The sequence below is a fragment of the uncultured Ruegeria sp. genome (genome assembly GCF_947489545.1).
In the GTDB taxonomy this organism is placed as follows: domain Bacteria; phylum Pseudomonadota; class Alphaproteobacteria; order Rhodobacterales; family Rhodobacteraceae; genus Ruegeria.
In genome coordinates this window covers 25609-42438 of the sequence record NZ_CANLDZ010000018.1, presented here as the reverse complement: position 1 = coordinate 42438, position 16830 = coordinate 25609, and the positions used below count along the sequence as shown (strand labels likewise).

15 protein-coding genes and 2 pseudogenes are annotated in these 16830 nt (G+C 52.8%); 5 read left to right on the top strand and 12 right to left on the bottom strand.

Features of this window, described 5'->3' with window-relative positions; genetic code table 11:
• Positions 1-30: 30 nt before the first annotated feature.
• Positions 31-174 (bottom strand): hypothetical protein, encoded by a 144-nt coding sequence (locus tag Q1B13_RS20370; RefSeq protein ID WP_299800345.1) that lies wholly within the window; start codon positions 172-174, stop codon positions 31-33.
• 117 nt (positions 175-291) lie between these two features.
• Positions 292-465: pseudogene (locus tag Q1B13_RS27065) on the bottom strand (MerR family transcriptional regulator); the annotation flags it as partial.
• A 132-nt stretch (positions 466-597) separates the two neighbouring features.
• On the opposite strand from Q1B13_RS27065, the gene Q1B13_RS20365 reads away from it, so the two are divergent.
• Both Q1B13_RS20365 and Q1B13_RS20360 read left to right on the top strand, forming a co-directional pair.
• Entirely contained in the window at positions 598-1014 is a 417-nt protein-coding gene (locus Q1B13_RS20365) for a hypothetical protein (RefSeq protein WP_299083993.1), read from the top strand.
• Positions 1015-1021: 7 nt separating this feature from the next.
• Entirely contained in the window at positions 1022-3487 is a 2466-nt protein-coding gene (locus Q1B13_RS20360; protein ID WP_299083990.1) for an HD domain-containing protein, read from the top strand.
• 855 nt (positions 3488-4342) lie between these two features.
• Here Q1B13_RS20360 and Q1B13_RS20355 read toward each other — a convergent pair.
• The 3 genes from Q1B13_RS20355 to Q1B13_RS20345 form a co-directional block, all read right to left on the bottom strand.
• Positions 4343-5263 carry a hypothetical protein gene (locus Q1B13_RS20355; protein ID WP_299083987.1) on the bottom strand — a complete coding sequence of 307 codons (921 nt, stop codon included), beginning with the start codon at positions 5261-5263 and terminating at the stop codon, positions 4343-4345.
• Positions 5264-5840: 577 nt separating this feature from the next.
• Entirely contained in the window at positions 5841-6917 is a 1077-nt protein-coding gene (locus Q1B13_RS20350; RefSeq protein WP_299083984.1) for a caspase family protein, read from the bottom strand.
• A gap of 25 nt (positions 6918-6942) precedes the next feature.
• Positions 6943-7638: a matrixin family metalloprotease gene (locus Q1B13_RS20345; RefSeq protein WP_299083981.1), complete on the bottom strand. Its 696-nt coding sequence runs from the start codon at positions 7636-7638 to the stop codon at positions 6943-6945.
• 708 nt (positions 7639-8346) lie between these two features.
• Here Q1B13_RS20345 and Q1B13_RS20340 point away from each other — a divergent pair.
• From Q1B13_RS20340 to Q1B13_RS20330, 3 genes are all read left to right on the top strand, one after another.
• On the top strand, positions 8347-9633 hold the full coding sequence (locus tag Q1B13_RS20340) for a tyrosinase family protein (RefSeq protein WP_299083978.1): 1287 nt from the start codon (positions 8347-8349) through the stop codon (positions 9631-9633).
• A gap of 118 nt (positions 9634-9751) precedes the next feature.
• Positions 9752-10516, top strand: a complete 765-nt coding sequence (locus Q1B13_RS20335; RefSeq protein WP_299083975.1) for a HEAT repeat domain-containing protein — start codon at positions 9752-9754, stop codon at positions 10514-10516.
• 4 nt (positions 10517-10520) lie between these two features.
• Positions 10521-11675 carry an SCO family protein gene (locus tag Q1B13_RS20330; RefSeq protein ID WP_299083972.1) on the top strand — a complete coding sequence of 385 codons (1155 nt, stop codon included), beginning with the start codon at positions 10521-10523 and terminating at the stop codon, positions 11673-11675.
• 240 nt (positions 11676-11915) lie between these two features.
• Here the strand turns inward: Q1B13_RS20330 and Q1B13_RS20325 are convergent.
• From Q1B13_RS20325 to Q1B13_RS20295, 7 genes and pseudogenes are all read right to left on the bottom strand, one after another.
• Positions 11916-12641, bottom strand: a pseudogene (locus tag Q1B13_RS20325) (transposase); the annotation flags it as partial.
• A 117-nt stretch (positions 12642-12758) separates the two neighbouring features.
• Complete coding sequence (locus Q1B13_RS20320) at positions 12759-13271, bottom strand: GNAT family N-acetyltransferase (protein WP_299083969.1); 513 nt, start codon at positions 13269-13271, stop codon at positions 12759-12761.
• 211 nt (positions 13272-13482) lie between these two features.
• Positions 13483-14196: an NYN domain-containing protein gene (locus tag Q1B13_RS20315; RefSeq protein ID WP_299800340.1), complete on the bottom strand. Its 714-nt coding sequence runs from the start codon at positions 14194-14196 to the stop codon at positions 13483-13485.
• A 260-nt stretch (positions 14197-14456) separates the two neighbouring features.
• On the bottom strand, positions 14457-14951 hold the full coding sequence (locus tag Q1B13_RS20310; protein ID WP_299083963.1) for a GNAT family N-acetyltransferase: 495 nt from the start codon (positions 14949-14951) through the stop codon (positions 14457-14459).
• Entirely contained in the window at positions 14948-15334 is a 387-nt protein-coding gene (locus tag Q1B13_RS20305) for a VOC family protein (protein WP_299083960.1), read from the bottom strand. Before Q1B13_RS20305 ends, Q1B13_RS20310 begins: the two co-directional genes overlap by 4 nt.
• 1 nt (position 15335) lies before the next feature.
• The gene (locus Q1B13_RS20300) at positions 15336-16025 is read right to left on the bottom strand and encodes a DUF2306 domain-containing protein (protein ID WP_299083957.1); all 690 of its coding nucleotides are present in this window, start codon (positions 16023-16025) and stop codon (positions 15336-15338) included.
• Positions 16022-16558, bottom strand: a complete 537-nt coding sequence (locus Q1B13_RS20295) for a class I SAM-dependent methyltransferase (RefSeq protein WP_366871121.1) — start codon at positions 16556-16558, stop codon at positions 16022-16024. The genes Q1B13_RS20300 and Q1B13_RS20295 overlap by 4 nt, the downstream gene beginning before the upstream one ends.
• Between the last annotated feature and the right edge of the window lie 272 nt (positions 16559-16830).

Here is a 16830-nt window from a genome sequence, read left to right as displayed (position 1 = left end):
GTACCGCTAGTCTTGTTGTTGAACGTTCAGTTACCTCGCATTGTCGAATGGTAGAGCAGTTTGCGTGACGTCCTGTGGGTCAGCCTCAAGAAGTGCGTTCTGAATCCTCTCCCAGATTGGGTCGAGCCGCACCAGGACACATGTCGCCTCTTCGATCTGGTCGGCGTCACGCACGAAAGTGATTTTGGATGGGGTGACCAGAAGCGACAAGTTCTGTCGACGTTCCGTTGTATATCGTTCGATGGTATCAAAGAGCGTCTCGGCCTCTGCGGAAAACCTAGAAATCGGTATGCCTAGGCCAGAGACCGCCGAAGCTATGGCACAGACGCAAACAAGTTGAGATGGAGTGTACTGAAGTGATCTTCCATCCACTTTCGCGATAGGAGGAAGTTGTTTTTTCCAATGCCTTAAGGTGTCTCCCGTAATGCCGGCAAGGTCTAGCACTTGTCTGGTTTGATATCGCATCGGTAGGCCCACTTAGCAGAGTCGTCAACAATGCCGTTTATAAATGGACTTGAGGCCAGATGTAAGTGTTGTTAGTGTGAGTTGCACCACCCCCAATATTTTGGGGTGAGAGCTTGATTGGAAGGGAGCCAAATGTCTGGTCGGTACACCAAAGCAGAACTTCTGACCGCATTGTGGAAACTGAGTACAGATGATGAACGTATTCCGACATCCCACGGGATTTTGGATAGGGCGCTAAGGGATTGCCAAGACAGTCTGCCCGAAGCGCTTAAAAACGGTCTATCTTTTGGTGTAACAGGCGTTGGCCTGCGCTGTTTTGAATTGCCGGACATACTCTTGGCTGCGCAAGAAGCAATGCTGACATCTGAGCCCAATCCGACCTACTTGTCGTCTATTGTGACGTTGGACGAAGGACGTGCCAGACAAATCGCTGTTGCGAATGGTCTATCAAGTGCGCAAGCGAAGGATATTGGTAGGCAGTTGCTTGAGAGGGTTCATCAGGTCAAGGACCAACTAAACGATGAACTCACGGAGCGCTCCGTCGCCTGAAGTTCCAATGGCCGCAAATGTTCGATCAACGCTCAGAGGTATTGCTGAGTCGCTTACGCGAGAAATAGATTCTGTGTGCCAACCTTGGTTGGAAGGGCTTCATGAGAAGCTATCATCAGAAAATTTGACAGAGTTTCAACCCAAACAGGTAAACGACCCCATTTGGGGCACGATCGAGTTGCTTCCTTGGGAAGTGGCACTGCTCGACACGCCGTTCATCCAACGACTACGTAGCGTAAGGCAGCTTGGATTGGCTCAGTTGGTTTTCCCGGGTGCCAATCATGGTCGCCTCGAGCACAGCATTGGTGTGATTGGTGCGCTGGAAGAGGCGACACGTGCGCTAGGTCGCCAAGTTGAGCGGTGGAATATTAAGAACCCCAACACTCCGATTGGAAAAATTGATACTGCAGATCGCTATGCTGTTCGCTTGGCTGGGTTGTTTCACGATGTTGGTCATGGGCCATTCAGTCACGCACTTGAACCTGTTCTGGATGTTTCGTCTCCTCTTGAAGGCACGAAAAAGGAAGAGGGAGGATGGCGATCTGAACTGCCCATAGTTCGCAAAGCCCTTTCTGATCTCTACTCGCTAAACAAGATTCCTTCCAGTTCTGTCGCGATTGCGGTGATGATGGTGTTGTCTGAACCGTTACATAAGCTGCTTGAAAGTAGTCTAATGTCCGAGATTCGACTTAGTGGCAGCAAGTTAGAAGAGCGCATCGTTGCAGCTATTGTCGGAGCTGTTGAGGGCCCCGGCGCGAGCTTCTTCTCAGCGCTTGTTAGCAGCCAGTTGGATGCAGATCGCATGGACTACTTGGCTCGCGACGCTCACCATGCCGGCTTGGAAATTGGATTTGATACTCAAAGATTGCTCGCTAAACTCGAAATCCTACGTGTTCGCGAAGAGAATTTGCATCCAACGGAGCGTGAGCTACGAGACAGGGCAATTAAGAGCGACGAAGGAACGTTCTTGCAGTTGGGCATCGCAGCCTCTGGGTTTGGTTCATTCGAGCAGATGCTGATTGGTCGCACTTTTCTTTACGATCGCCTCTATCATCACCACAAGGTTCGAGCCGCTGAAGCGATGGCTCAACGTTTAATGCTAGTGGCGGAACGGGACCGCGGGAAACGTTTCACATTTAGAGAGATTTTTCTTGGTGTTGGTGATGAAACAATGCTGCGAATTTTTTCGCGAGAAGTTCAACACTCCGAAATTGAAACAACGAGCGAGGCTGCTGCAAGCTTAGCTTCTCGAATTCTGGAGAGAGATCTTCTGCATCGTGCTTATGCTTTTCGAGGGCGATTTATTGCCACTCCGAACGGGTATGATGCGAAAGAGATGTCAGCGACCCAAAATGAAAGCTGGCTTCGGGTCGTCAAGTCGCTCGAGACTTTGGAAAGCCGATACGCTCTGGGCAATGAAATCTACGATCTCGCTAGCGAATTCTGTGAAGTTTTGTCAGCGTCGCGCCCACATGATCGCGAGCTGAATAGAATTGCGATGGCTCTCGCTGAAATCGGACCCGAACATGTGATAGTCGACCTTCCGGAGAGCAAGACAGAAGGGATACGTCTTCTTGCACGATATCCAAACGGTGCGTTGCGTGTCCCAGAATTTTCCTTCAACCCGCAAAAATGGGCCGAAGCATACGATCTTCAAAAGCGTACTGGTTACGTTTTCTGCCCGAAGAGTGTAGCGCCGATCATTGGAATGGCAGCAAAGACGGTCTTCTTAAAGAAGTTTGGCGTAGTGATGGCGCAGGAAGCCGACGGATATATCAAGGCCGATCCAGCTCCTGACGGTTGGACTGCCCCAATCATTGCCGCCGGAATTATCGATCAAAGGGCAGCGGATCTTCTTAAGGCCAAGAGGCACTCGCTGTTGCCTGTACGTGAAGATGATGTCGGTGTTCCAAACAGCTGGCTCAAAACAGATCCAGACTTGGCCACGAAGCTCTCGATAAAGATGCAAGACTGCTTGCATGGTGGTCTAACCGCCGAAGACATGCATGCATTGCGCAAAGTACTTTCGGGGTTGTTTGCTTTTGTGGACGAGTGGTTCACGGGAGACTACGTAACCAGCGATCTTGCAAGCGAGAGAGAACTGCAGAAAATTATGGCCCGCTCATTACGTGCATCGAAAATCGGTGTTGACGAAGGAACAGAGGTGAGCGGTGGTGAGCTCGATCTATATGCGGAACGCGCAATACTCATCGAAAACAAGTTCTCGTCCAAGCCGAAGAAAGAAATTGGCGATGCTCCAGGTGTCCAAGGCCGAAGGTATGCGATTTCCCTCAGTTCCCAGGTTGTTATTGTCGTTTCAGCAGCGAAGGCGAAAGCAAGTGCTTTCCCTGACAAGACTAGCTGTGTCAGCGTTTGTCGCGTTGCAGGCGATGATCTAAATCGGGTGGAGATACGATTTGATCTTCCGTTTGGAGCTGTCACGCCATCGAGCGAAAAAACCCCAAACCGTTGACTGTGGATCGAAGCGGAAGCTTCTTTCCGTGTACTGCGCATCGGGCAAGCTACTTCCTTCAAGATTGTGGGCCGTGCAAAACGCGAAGCCGCGCTTCTTGCTGAACAAAAGTGAATAACGCGAGTGATGGATGAAGGCGTTTCCGGTATACGACACTTCGACCATCGGATCACTGGGGGTCGGGAGCGGTAAAACGTAGCTGTCTATGAAATTTGGATCATATCCCACTAGACAAAGTCTCTTATCGATAGCGGCGTCCTGCCGAGCGCTAGATGACCAGTTGCGAGCGAATCAAGGGTTCGCGATGCGGCTCCTAGCGCACGACGGCATAGCTCCGGCGTTTCGTGGATCTTTTTTTTCACGGTAGCGCTTTGGGTATGTATCCGTGGGACCGATCTAGAGAGCGAATGTCAGTAAGGTTGAGGTTTGATCGAACTCGAAGGAACTGCACGAACTTTATCTCAAGGATTGGGTGGTAGTTTTTTGGACGCATAAGAAGTATGTCGTCGGAATCTTTAAACGGCCTAAAGTTGTCAACCTCCGGTGCTCCCGTCAGAGCCATGTGCTTCGGGCAAGATATTGATGTCGAATAGGCGGACTTCGGAAAGAAGATCTCTAGGTCGATGCTGTGATCGAGGTCCGAACTTTCCAGACCGATCCATGTGACTTCACCGTCGCGGACTGGCGCCAAGAATACGTCATCAGCATTGCCTGTCAAAAATGGCATGCGTCCGTAGCTTCGCACTGGTAATTGATCGTCTCGATTCCAATCCGCGACGAAGCCTCTTTGCAGGCTTAGTTTGAGACCAATCGGAAGATGAACGCGACCACCGACCAGTTGGCAATTTGCTCGAGTCATTTGCCACGACGTTTAACAACTGCCTCAAGTTCAGCGTCATCGAAAAGCTTGTCCGAGACAGATGAAGGCAGATTTACTCGCCTCGCAAGGCGGGCCTTGAGTTCTGGTACCGTGTTGGCAGTAGAAAGTAGTTGCTGTATGCCCGAACGTCCAATTCGCGCATAGGCTGCCAGATCTTCGACGGTGGGTTGCTTGGAAATATTAGCTTCCAATGATCGCCCAGTATTCTCGGCGGATGTATATCCACTTACATTGGTATCGGTTTGCGACATCGCGCCGGCTTGCCTCACAACTTTGGCCAATTTCTTTTCGCCTACGCGTCTTTGTCGAGAAAACGGGCTGTTTGCACGCGTCCAGCTGAAGTAAGGTACAATATTCATGCTTCCTCTAACACGACTCCAAAGTCGTTCCGGCAACAAACCAGGAAGCCCAGAGTGACTTCGCTCCATGAGCAGACGCCAGCTACGCACAAATAGTGGTGGAGACGTAACCACCTCATTCTCCAGCGGCCATTCTTCGCTTTCAGTACGCAAGGCAATAATGTCCGGATGCCGCGTGCCGAGGAGATTAGCTGTGTTTCGCAGGATCACCTCGAATTCTTTCTGCTTGAACGGAAGAAGTTCTTGCGCGTTGCTTTCCCGTGAGTACTTGGCGATCAGCAAGATGTGTGCCGCCAAAACTCCAAGTAGGGGATCGCTGTACTTTCCCCATGCGATGCGGTCGAGAATCTCGCGACCCAAGGCTACCTTGTTGTCTGCGATGGCAGCTTGGGCCACCTCCAGCAATTCATAGTCCTCTACATTAAGCTCATCGTTTTTGGCGACCATAGCTTGGGCCACGCTCGTGGTGGGAATGCCTCGCGCATTCTCGCTTTCCTTACCAATTTCTTGAGCACTGAAGTCTCGCAAGATAAACACTTGAGACTCCCACTGCCTTCTCACGTGCACTGCTTGGCTAATCCATCCAATTGGGCTCTCAAATGAGACGACGTATGTACGAGGGTTGACCTGGACAGATATCGCTTCAGCCGCGTCTCCCGAAGGATCTGATGCTCCCTGAAGCGAACTTTCTAGCAATACTTCGCCTCGCCAACGTTCAAGTCGAAACTTAGGCGCTTCATGGTCCCTTGTGCCAAGCTCAGACCAATTGCGCGACATTATGAATATTCTTGAGCCCTCACCAAACTTTCTTGTTGGTATCGCGATTGTGCTTTGTAACAAATCCAGATGGGTTTCATGCGACCTAGTTCCATTCATGATCGGAACTGCGGATTTCATTCGAATAGGCGGGACGATTACTTTCTGCGATGGTTCAAGCAACTCGACATGCTTCGACCACAAGTCTCTCCCCAAACGGGCTTCGATCTTGTAGAGACCTTGTGCCAGGCTCAACTCCATTCGCCCGATTGAACTTCCGCATGTCCTCCACCGACTATCAATGACGGTGATCTGAACCACGCGTTGGTGACTTTCAACGACAAGTCGGCAGTTGCGATCATGCGATCCTGATTTCATCCGAGTTCTCTCCGTTGATTTCGAGGAACAGTTCGGTATCCGGTTCTACTTCAACCTTATGTAATCCGGGCATCAAATCTACCACCCAAAGATCCGCTCCAGCATCTGTTTCCAGAACAACTGTACTTTGCCCGTCCTTTATTCTGGCACGCATCCCGTTATGGCGCGGCTCAAACGAAATCTTTCTTTGAAAAGTCTTGGCAGCAAACTGTCCAAATTCAATGTCATCGATTGTCCCAAACGCCGGCTCGTCGCCAATATCGGGATTATTTTGGTCTTGCTGCGGCAGAAACTCTTTGAGCGTATTTTTCAGGTAGTCTCTGAGATTTGCCCCGGTCAGTCGACCTGTCTGTTCATCCAACGCCGCACCATTGAGGCCTTCTAGAAGAGCATATGAGAAGACTCCGCGAATCTGGTCATCTGGCATGCGTCGCTCAACGGATTTGCGAGGGAACTTGGCCGAAAATGCCACGAAACGGCGTCCATCGTCCAAGTTATTTACCTGTCCAGCCAACGTGCTTTCACTTGGCTGGAGGTTCATTGGGATCGGGCTTGAGCAGGCATCTACCCACAACACGTACTCGGAGAAAATAGCCTTGTTGTACAAACCTTCAAACCAGCTGCTTGAATAAAAGTGCTCGACCAAGTCCGGGGTTGCGTTGGCCAGGAAGACACCGCCATCGCAGTCGCGAACACAGAATCCATGTCCACTAAAGTACACGTAAAGACGGCGACCGAGTTGTAGTTTACCGGATTGAACGTGCCGCTCGAGTATCCATTCAACGCATCCTCGTAGGTGATCAACGGTCGGTTCTGCCTTTGTCCTTTGAATGCCTCCGACGTTGACCGTTTCAAATGGATCGGGGAATGCGGCAGAGGTCACGAACGCAACATTCTCTTCCGGAACGCCGCCTTTCGCAGGGTCAATAAGCCAATCCCGCATTGCTGTTGCATCCACAACAGGTCCGTCAAGATTGAGAGGTCCCCCAGGAGAAGGGGGGCCCAAACGAGGGTAGCGATTGATACCAATTACAATGGCGTAGTCGTCGGTGTTCATGGCCGGCACAGGCTTGGTTAGCAATTCACGGGTAGGCGTTCTTGATAAATGCCTTGTCTTGGCTGGAGAGGACGTCGTTGTTTCCCGCAGAGAACGTGCCGTCTGTCCATGAGGCTGGGATGGGATACATCATGATAGAATTGCTATCGACGTTGGTGCCACTCACGACTCCGGGAGCGTATTTGTCAAGGACGTTTCGTTTAATCGTCGTTAGATCCCAGTTATTGGGCGGTCCGCTTAAGTCAGCAACCACTGCCGCTTCATTCCATTGAATTCCCCCGGACGGGTTTTGGTGTTCGTGGATCAAACCCAATGCGTGTCCGAACTCGTGCAAGACCACACTGTGCACCTCATCATCGCTTGAGGAGTCAGTCAGCCATCCGTAGTTCATAGTAGCTTCTGGAGACGGAATCTGTTTGCAGACAGTTCCAAGGTATGACCAGGAACCGTCACCTTGGACAAATGAAATTCGAATATCTGCGTTCACATCATTCACCCAGCGGAACGAAAGGTTGGCCATGCCACTGCCCACCCATTTCTCGGCTGCTGCCTTGACGCGCGTTTGAAGCGCCGCGCTTCCCTCCAAGAAATGAACAGAAATCGAATCCCCCGAATTCCATTGCGCTTCCAACAAGACAGCAGCCTTGTCTGAACCCTCAATTGGTTGATGTCCCGGCCTATTTCTAAGGCACATACAAAAATGGGTCTGATTGTCTGACATATCTATTCCCCAAAATAAAAAAGCTCAAAAAGTAGGGTGCGAGAATTAGCTTTGACTGAATGATCTCAACGTCTCGCGTACCGCAATATTGCAAATTCGGCCTAAAAAATCAACTTAGGGTCTTGTGCTACTAAATTCTAATATTCGCCAATTCCACATCTGGCCTCAATGGCTGCTGTCAGGATGAGGACAGAGGTGTCAGCGACATGAAGTGGTCCCACCTTTTCGGACAGGTACGCTGCATTTTTACTTTTCCAAGCCTGCCCAATATGCGTCGTCCGTGGTTAGCCGTTCAAGCGACGAGTGTAGCCACTCGGTATTGTACAATGTCATTCAGTTTTTGAAGACGCGCCGTGCATGGATGCCGTCATTGATCTCTTCGAGATAGATCGCTTACTGCTTCAGGGATCGCCACAGTCGCTCGATGAAGATGTTGTCGAGGGGTAAGGCGTCTACAAATCTAGGGCACCTCATGGGCCACCTGTTCCGAATCGCGAAATTCGTATATGATGAAACCCATACGTTATTCCCTGCAAGTACGTCTTTGAATTTTAGGTATTTCAGATGGTAGTTTCTCTCAATCCGTATGGGTCTGCTTCTCCGAGCAGCGGTTTCCTTGCCTGGACTCCCGTGCCGCTCACAGTTTCTGTATCATCGGACGAACCGGGCGGAACCTTGCGACTTGGTTCTAGGTCCATGCCAGGTTCGGTGACAAGGATTGTTTTTCTGGACGCCCGCGACTCGCCCCCCCAAGACGTCATCGAATTGCCACTGAGCTCGGGAGAGACGCGCGACATATTCATTGCCGGAGCGTTTCAGCCTGGCGAGGCTCACTTCGGGGCCAGTGCAGAGGGCAAGGACGTCACCGTCGAGGCAAGCTGGGTGGGCGGCGGGTCTGTTGCCGGATCGGTTGAGCTAATGGTCCGTGTGCGGCGTAACGCGAATGACCTCAGCGATAAGGCGCGCGATGACTTTCTGTTTGCGATCGGGAAGCTAAACGGCATCCCATTGGATACGATGCCGACCCCGGGACCGGGTCGCGGACTCTACGTGACCGATTTCGTTGCAATGCATATTGATGGTGCCAGCGATTCCGAACATGGCGATTCTCACTTTGTCCCATGGCACCGGCTCTACTTGCTGGATCTTGAGCGTCAGCTACAGTCGATCGTCCCCGAGGTGACGCTGCCGTACTGGCGTTTTGACGAACCGGCCCCCAACCTCTTCACGGAGGATTTCATGGGCGAGATGGATCAGATTCCCCGCGATATCACGGCACCAGGCGGGGGATTCGATCAAGGGGGTCTGAATACGCCGCTCGCACGATTTGCAGTCAACAACCCGCTCTCCCAGTGGCAGATCAATAGCACGCAGGGGATTCCCCGCACCGCGCGTTTCGATCCGATGACGGAGCCCGCAAACGGATTGCTCCAACCGGGTGGCGACTTCGGGGTGCTGGACCAACCCGCGACCCTAGCTTTGGGTGGCGGCTCGCCAAATCCGGCCAATGCCCATCTCGGAAGTCCTGCTACGTCCGGTTTCGCGCGGATGGAAAGTACGCCGCACGGGGCAGCGCATGTCAGTTTCAACGGTCCGATCAACTTCGTGCCGGTTGCTCCCCGTGATCCGCTTTTCTTCCTGTTGCATTGCAATGTGGATCGGCTCTGGGCGGTCTGGCAGGCAATCTTTGACCGCGACGACTTCGCCGACACTCAGACGTATCCGTATCAGAATCCGGGCGACGCCGACACATGGGAGATCGTCAACGCCCCACAATGGCCTTGGGATGGCAGCAATTCCGAACCCGGCAGTTTGCCTGCACCGGGGACGCGCCAAAACAACTTCACCACTGCCGATGTCAGTATTGGCTTCCCGGGTGCCAGCCCAACCCTTCGGGATGCAATCGATCCGTATGATAACAGGCTGCAAGCTTCCTATATGGGCTTTGGCTATGATGATGTTCCCTACAATCACGCGCCGCCCTTGACCAACTGAACGATGGTTGCTTGAGGACCAAAGGAGGTGCCGCATGACCGAGATCTCAGACTACAAAGCCGGGCTTCTGCAAAGCGCCCAGGGCAAAGAGGAAGATATCAGTTCTGGGGCCGAAAGGTTGCGCGAACTGGCAACTAGTCACGATCGGGTCAAGGATCTGATCGCGCGCCTTTCAAACCCCGACACAGAAGCAGAAGACTTAATCAATGCGCTCAATGATCTGAAGATCATTAGCAATTTCTCCAAGCTCCTGTCCAAGCATTCTGCCGAAATCACAAATGCCCTTCGCGGATTGATGAATTCAGAGAACCCGGAGGTGCGCCGGCAGGCTCTTTCTTACCTCGCGCTCACCGGCGATGGGGTCGCTATCGAGCATCTGCGCGATGAGCTTGAGGCATCGCCGCCTGAAGCGAAAAAATCGGTGTCCACATCCCAGGCCATCGCGATGTTGTCCGTCCATGAAAAAGGCATCGACAAGCAGCTGTTGTTGAACGTCGTCCAGAACCCGCCGGACAATGCCAGCCTTGTCGAAGCCGTTCGCCATTTACCCGCAGATGCGGAAACTACCGACGCGCTGTTCGCCTTGCTTGAGGATTCGGAGAAACCGATCGCAGCCCGCGCATTGGTTCCTGATCTTGTGAACAAGGTCGATCCGGGCGCCTTCGCAAGAATCGCCCGGCGTGTATTGGAGGAGGAAGGCTCGGACAGCGAAATCGCACCCTATCTTGCCCGCGGTGCGGCAAGCATCCAACCCGAGCAAGCCACTGACGATGTCGACGCGCTTATCGGCATGATCGAAACGATGGCTGATGAAGGAAGCCAATCGTTCAAAAAAGCTGCGGACCTTGTGAAGCGATCGAAGGTCATCGACTTGGACCATTAGCGGCATGGACGATCAGCATGTTTTGGGAGCCCGGCAATCGGCTCACTCCGGTGAGACCGCCGCACAGGCGCTTGTGTCTTTCGTAGATCGGGTCAAGCAGGGTCAATGCGTCAGTGTTGATCTAGTAGAGTATCTTACGGTCGATCATCCGATCTATCGCGAGCAACCTGCTGCCACTGTCGCCAGGCTGCGGGCCTATGTCATCGCCGCGTTTCACGATGCCGGGATGCCGCAGAGTGCTGCACCTTTCGTGGCCGAAGTCCTTGAGACATCCATCGACGCAAACTTGACTGCTGCCGCAGCCCGCGCACTGAATGGTTCTGCGACCCTTTCGCCCGTTTGGGCCGATCATCTCGTCAACGCGATCTACAACATCTGGCGAAACGATCAGCCTATCTGTTTCGACAGCTACCAGCTGTTTTGGCCACTCTTGTGCTACTCAACCGCGCTTGGCGAAATCCTTCACCGGTTGGAGGCAATGGGCCCGGATGCCAGGCATGTTGTCCCAAGACTGAAAAAGCTTCTCTCGGACACGCCTGGCCAGTTTCACCCGGAAAATCGCGCTGCGATCAGACGCTGTATCGATGCGCTTGCCGCAGCGCGGACTTCCTGCTGCTCCCATTCCGGACCACTCAACTTTGAAACACCCATGACATCGGCCGATCTCATGGATCTTAGCGCGGTTGAGTTGCAGGATCAGGACGGCCGGGACTTGACGTGGGAACAGTATTTCACTGGCGCTCCAAGTTTGATCGCATTCTTTTATACGACGTGCATGAACCCAAAAAAATGTGTTCAGACAATCTACAATCTCGACAGAACCCATCGCAGCTTGGTCAAACAATACCTGGGCGATCAGGTGCGCGTGGCCGCCATTACCTACGATTCCACGCGCGACACACCGGAGATGTTGCGCCAGTATGGCCTGTCAAAAGGCATCCGTTTCGGAAAAAACTACAGGTTTTTCAGGATCCCGACCGACTTCCCGAAAATTGCGTCGGCCTTCCGTCTCGGTGTGAATTTTGCCAGCGGACAGGTGAACGATCACCAGATCGAGGTCTACCTGCTCGATCGCAAGGGCCGCCTAGTACAGAAGTTCCTGCGGTTTCAGGCAAGACCGGCAGCCATAGTATCAAGCCTGACAGACCTTGTTCCGTAGCAGACTGCTGTTTGGAAAATTGGCAACGTTTCTGATGCCATGTCTAACCTTCACAGGTATTTTATCGTTTCCTGTGGAAGAGTGACCCAAGCGATCACATTAAGCTATGTCGTTTCTTCGGCAAAGCTTGATGAAAGAAATGTTGCGTTGTTGTACGCACTTCGCGATGCTTCGATGAAGCTCATAGTAATGATAATAAGAAATATAGTGCCGAATTTGCGGAGCGAAAGTTCACTCTTTGGTGCCTTCAACATCAACGATGACACCATGATCGGTATCGATGAGGTAGTTGTCAGAATATGCAAAGAATGCTGGGCCTTTGCGGACCGCTGTCCACTGGCTCGCTGGATCAGAGAAGGATGTGAACTTTGGCTGGACCTCGCTCGCAGCACCAAACGCCGCCTCATCCAAGGTGTCGAGATACTCGCGAACAGCACGTGGGGCCGCATCCACATCGATGCGCTTAGTATCCCATTCTTCCTTTGGTGCCGAGAACTGCCGGTTTGCATCCGCTTCGATCAAGCTGGCATCAATCGCCATCCGCTGGCCGCTGACAAGGCCTTCCGCGATGCATCGCGTTACATTGGTCTCGAATAAATGGCGCAGCAGTTCGCTCTCGCGGAAGCGCCCGTGCCTGTTCTTGGAGAACGTGGAATGGTTGGGGATGGGATCAGACAGATCGAGACGGCAAAACCAGCGATACGCCAAGTTCAAATGGACCTCTTCACAGAGCCGCCGCTCGGATCTGATGCCGAAGCAATACCCCACTAGTAGCATGCGGATCAGCAGCTCAGGGTCAATCGAAGGACGGCCTGTGTGGCTATAAAAGTCGGCGAGGTATGTCCGGATGCTGCCAAGATCGACAAACCGATCAATTGACCGCAGTAAGTGACCTTGTGGCACGTGGTCCTCTAGGGAGAACTCATAAAACAGTGCTGCCTGCGCTTCCTGTCTCGGTCCCAACATCGCCAAATCCCCCAATCAATATGGGAATTGAATCAGGAGTTCATCCGTCGAGCAAGGAAGAGTTTTTCAACAAAATAAGCCCAAAACGGATCGAAAAAGGTTTATCTTAAACACTTCTCAATCGAGTGCCAGAACCATGTAAATCACGTGTGGAGACACGTCCCTTTGATGCTCCGCTTCTGGATACCCGTCTATTTCGCGGAAGCCCAACGACCGATAGAGCGTATGAGCAGAAGACATGAAATCGGCAGTGTCGAGATACATCTCAGAATGCCCGGCCTTGCGCGCTTCATCGACCAGTTTCAGTATCAGTCTTTGCCCAAGACCTTCACCGCGCGCGGCCGGACGTACAAAGAGACGTTTGACTTCGACGGCTCCAGGGCGGATTTTCTGAGAAAAGCCAACTGCGTTTGCTACTCCCAATGCATCTCGGGCCAAGACCGTGCATCCGTCCGGCGGCAAAAACATTGCAAGGTCAGAAAACGCGCCTGCGAGCGCCACGTTGACATCGACATCAAGGTTGTTTTGCTGATTGAAGAGCGGGACGGCCCAGTCGAGATACTCACGAAGCAACGCTTCGATTTCCGCCCTGTTGGTGAACTGGTCAAGAACTTCGAGCGTGTAGGGCATTTTGTGGTCCGAATTTTGGTGTTGATCGGTCGCCATTAACCTAGAACGCTCTCGGATGACGAGCAATTGCATTCAAAGCGCGAACGACCGCAAAGTCCGCGACTGTGACTTCGAGCAGTCTTGGATTTCGCACATGCAGCGAATGTCGGGAAAGCGGGCGGCGACCGCAGCATTGTGACCGTGAAGTGAACGGCAGCAAAGGGCCGTCCGCTCAGTTGCCAAAACCTTGAGGCATAAACTTAACCTTCGCCTCTGGTCCGCGTGGGTCAAGCTGGTAGAGATCTGGACGCTTCGTAAGATAGGCGCGCCAAGTCCGTTCGGGATATGAACTAATCTTCACACCATGCGAAGAGTGCATTTTAGGTGCCAGCTCCGAAATTCGCATACCTTGTCCATTTTTGCTGTGACTGGCGATCATTGCACGGATTTTTTCGTCCAGCTTGGATGGGCTATCCCCTCGCTGAATGATTGTCTTCGGTGGCATGACATTAAGTTTAGAGGACAAGGTCGAGAATCCGGTACAAGCCGCACGGAACGAGATTGGCGCCTTGTCTTCGCCAAGACCATACACCTCAACCCCGCGCTCACGAAGTCGATAAGCGAGATGGGAAAAGTCCCCGTCAGATGTTGCTATGACGAACGTCCGAATCTCACTGAGTTGACACGCTTCGATAGCGTCGATGGTAAGCAAAATATCCGCACCATTCTTTCCTCGCCCTGCGTGGATAAAGCGAAAACCCGCAGCTGCCATCCAATCTGAGGCCGGATGTGCGCCACCGTACACGCGGGACACATCCAAACGTCCCAATTGCTGCGCGAAGGTCATTATCTCTTCGCCATAACAAGGGCTGATGTTGTCTCCATCAACAAAAAGAGCAATTGAAGATACCAAGCTTCTTCCAATCAATATTCTCAATATCAACATTCGATAGACGTCGAACTTGTCAAAAGTTGGCCCTGACATTGATTCAGTGAAAGCAAATGTCCGCAACGCGAAAGCAGCACCGCAGCGCTAGACCGGATGATAAAGGGCAGCTTCGGGCCGCCCTCTGTTAAGCGGGACGGGCGTTCCGGAGTGATGCTGCGGTTGCCCGAATTCAGTTGGAGCTCTTATTGCAGCAGTTCTTACACAGCGGCCCAAGTCTGCTGGGGCTTTTGCATTGCGCACGTAACTGAAATGGGCCGTCAAATTGTATCAAGTCGATACCTCTTAAATGCTTCACCGTCTTGTTCAGTATTGCCGATGAATTCTGCCCCGACGCGGGACATCACACCCAAGTTCTTGCGGGAAAAAGGAAGTAGAAACGTGATGAAATCGATGCGCTTGTCTGCCTCCGCGAACTCAAAGGCCTTTCGAAATATTGACATCCCCAGACCAAAATTGTCCGGCTTGAGAACGAGGCCAAAATCCCAATCCTGGCCTTCTTTTTGAAAACCTCCCCAGCCGACATAAACTCCGTCACTTAGGATGGCCCAATGCCCCAGTCCATCACGTTGCCAGGTTTCTTCTTTCTTGGTTACGAAGTCTTTGGCGTCTTTGTGCGTCCATTCCGACGTCAAGAGCGGCATGTGTTCTGCCACTCGGGGGTCATTCATGTGCGAAACGATGTCCTCCAGCGAGACTTCGGTTAACCGAACAAAATCGATAGCAGGTAGGTCTCTCACTTCCAACTCACTCAACAAGGTTGGATCGCTGCAGGGACGTAGGCGTTCAACTTGTTCCCATCTAAATCGCGAAAATATCCAACATATGCGCCGTGTTCATCGCGTGGTCCCGGGTCGCCTTCGTTCTTGCCACCAAGTGCGATGCCTTTGGCATGAAGGGCATCGACCTGCTTGGCGCAGTCGACCTTGAGTGCGACCATGACGCCGTTTCCGATGCTTGCCTTCAACCCGTCAAAAGGGCGTGCCAGGCACAGTGCGGTTTCGGCCCGCGACGGGCCCCATGCTGCCATGCCCCCGTGCTGCCAAAGTCTCTGAATTCCAATTGTTGCCAACAACGCGTCATAGAATGCGATTGCCCGGTCCAGATCATTGGTCCCTATCGTCATATAGCCGATCACTTTAATGTCCTACTCTGAGTGGCTTCTTTTGAAAGGCGTGGGCCGCCAACCGGCGCTTTGGTACAAAGATAGTCCAGATCAAAGCTTCGGCGATCAGCAAATTAATTACCCAGGCAGACACCATTTGCACGTCCCGCAGTGGTCCTGTTGCTTCTGTTCCATAGAGGATTATCCATCCAATGCCGATGAACGTCTGCGTCGACGCGCCTTGGCCGATTGCGTAGGCGCGCAGCATAAGGGCTCTATGCCGAACGAGATTGCGTGACCGAATGGCAAGAATGGCCCAGACGATGAAACCTATCATCAGCAAGCCGAGGGTGATCCGCACCCAATAAAGCAAACGCCCCTGAAGGCTGACCGGAAAGCCGTAGACGTGCGTCATCCATACGCCACTTCCCGCCGAAATGCACCCTGCCACCGCGACAATTAGGCCAGAAATCCGGTGGACCGCCGGATGCTTTGTCCTGATGCTCGGCAGGAACTGGAGTGCGCCTAGAAGAAGGAATAGAAAACTGCTGAGAATGTGCAGAATGATCGGGAGAGGCATTGCCGAGGCCCGCAGGTTTGCGGGCATGATGGCAGGACCGCCCGCTAGTTCGAGCACGCGGAACAGGCCGCCAAAAGTCGGTATGAATGAATAGGCAATGATGAAGACAAGGATCGCCCATTCAGAATTTTGAAGACCCCTCATGACTCGATCCCCCGATTTGTTGTTACGGCATCGATCTCAGGAATGTGCTCCGGTCCGCCCGGGCGATGCGCCCAGAATGCGGTGCTAGCTTGGCCTGCGAAGGGCCCGAGGTTAACGGGCTGGGACCCGATGTTTTCCAGATGACATGCGCCAAGCCAAGCGATGCCTTGACGTTCCGAAATCGCCCAGGTCCGCCACCGCATCCGAATGAATGCACCAAAGCAGGATCGCCGCACCATGCAAACAAAGAGCATACCGCCCGGTTTAAGCACACGCATCATCTCTCTCAGCGCAAGTTGGGGTTCCGGAAGATGCTCGATCACGTGAGCGGCCATCACCACGTCAAAGGACGCGTCGGCAAATGGCATCGAAAGAATATCGGCTTGCCTCAGTTCTGGCATCAGGCCGGCCTGCCGCATCTCAACAGCTGCACGCGCCAGCATCTCAGGTGACAGATCAATGCCATGGACATTAGGGGGGCGACAAGAATGCTGCTTAGTGCAATCGCAAGTGCACCACTCCCGATACCGCAATCCAACACCTCCGCCCGCGATCCAATTTGTCCAAGCGCAGCCCCCACGCCGGATGCCGCCAGAGATCTTCGGTATGCGGCCGTAAGCCCGTACCGCCGTGTTATGCGCTGCCAATTGCGAGAGGCGTCATCGTAGCGTCTGGCCAGGTCCCCTTTGGCCCTCGGTCGTCGGCTGATCACAACCTGCCACGAGCCAAACCGATAGTTGGACATGGGGATTGTCTGCTGACTTGAGGGATCAATCAACGCGTCGACCGATTGCCTGCGGATATG

Excerpts from the sequence above, each read along its gene's own strand:
- Q1B13_RS20365 (WP_299083993.1), top strand. The coding sequence starts at position 598 with ATGTCTGGTCGGTACACCAAAGCAGAACTTCTGACCGCATTGTGGAAA.
- Q1B13_RS20360 (WP_299083990.1), top strand. The coding sequence starts at position 1,022 with ATGGCCGCAAATGTTCGATCAACGCTCAGAGGTATTGCTGAGTCGCTT.
- Q1B13_RS20350 (WP_299083984.1), bottom strand. The coding sequence starts at position 6,917 with ATGAACACCGACGACTACGCCATTGTAATTGGTATCAATCGCTACCCT.
- Q1B13_RS20345 (WP_299083981.1), bottom strand. The coding sequence starts at position 7,638 with ATGTCAGACAATCAGACCCATTTTTGTATGTGCCTTAGAAATAGGCCG.
- Q1B13_RS20330 (WP_299083972.1), top strand. The coding sequence starts at position 10,521 with ATGGACGATCAGCATGTTTTGGGAGCCCGGCAATCGGCTCACTCCGGT.
- Q1B13_RS20320 (WP_299083969.1), bottom strand. The coding sequence starts at position 13,271 with ATGCCCTACACGCTCGAAGTTCTTGACCAGTTCACCAACAGGGCGGAA.
- Q1B13_RS20315 (WP_299800340.1), bottom strand. The coding sequence starts at position 14,196 with ATGTTGATATTGAGAATATTGATTGGAAGAAGCTTGGTATCTTCAATT.
- Q1B13_RS20300 (WP_299083957.1), bottom strand. The coding sequence starts at position 16,025 with ATGAGGGGTCTTCAAAATTCTGAATGGGCGATCCTTGTCTTCATCATT.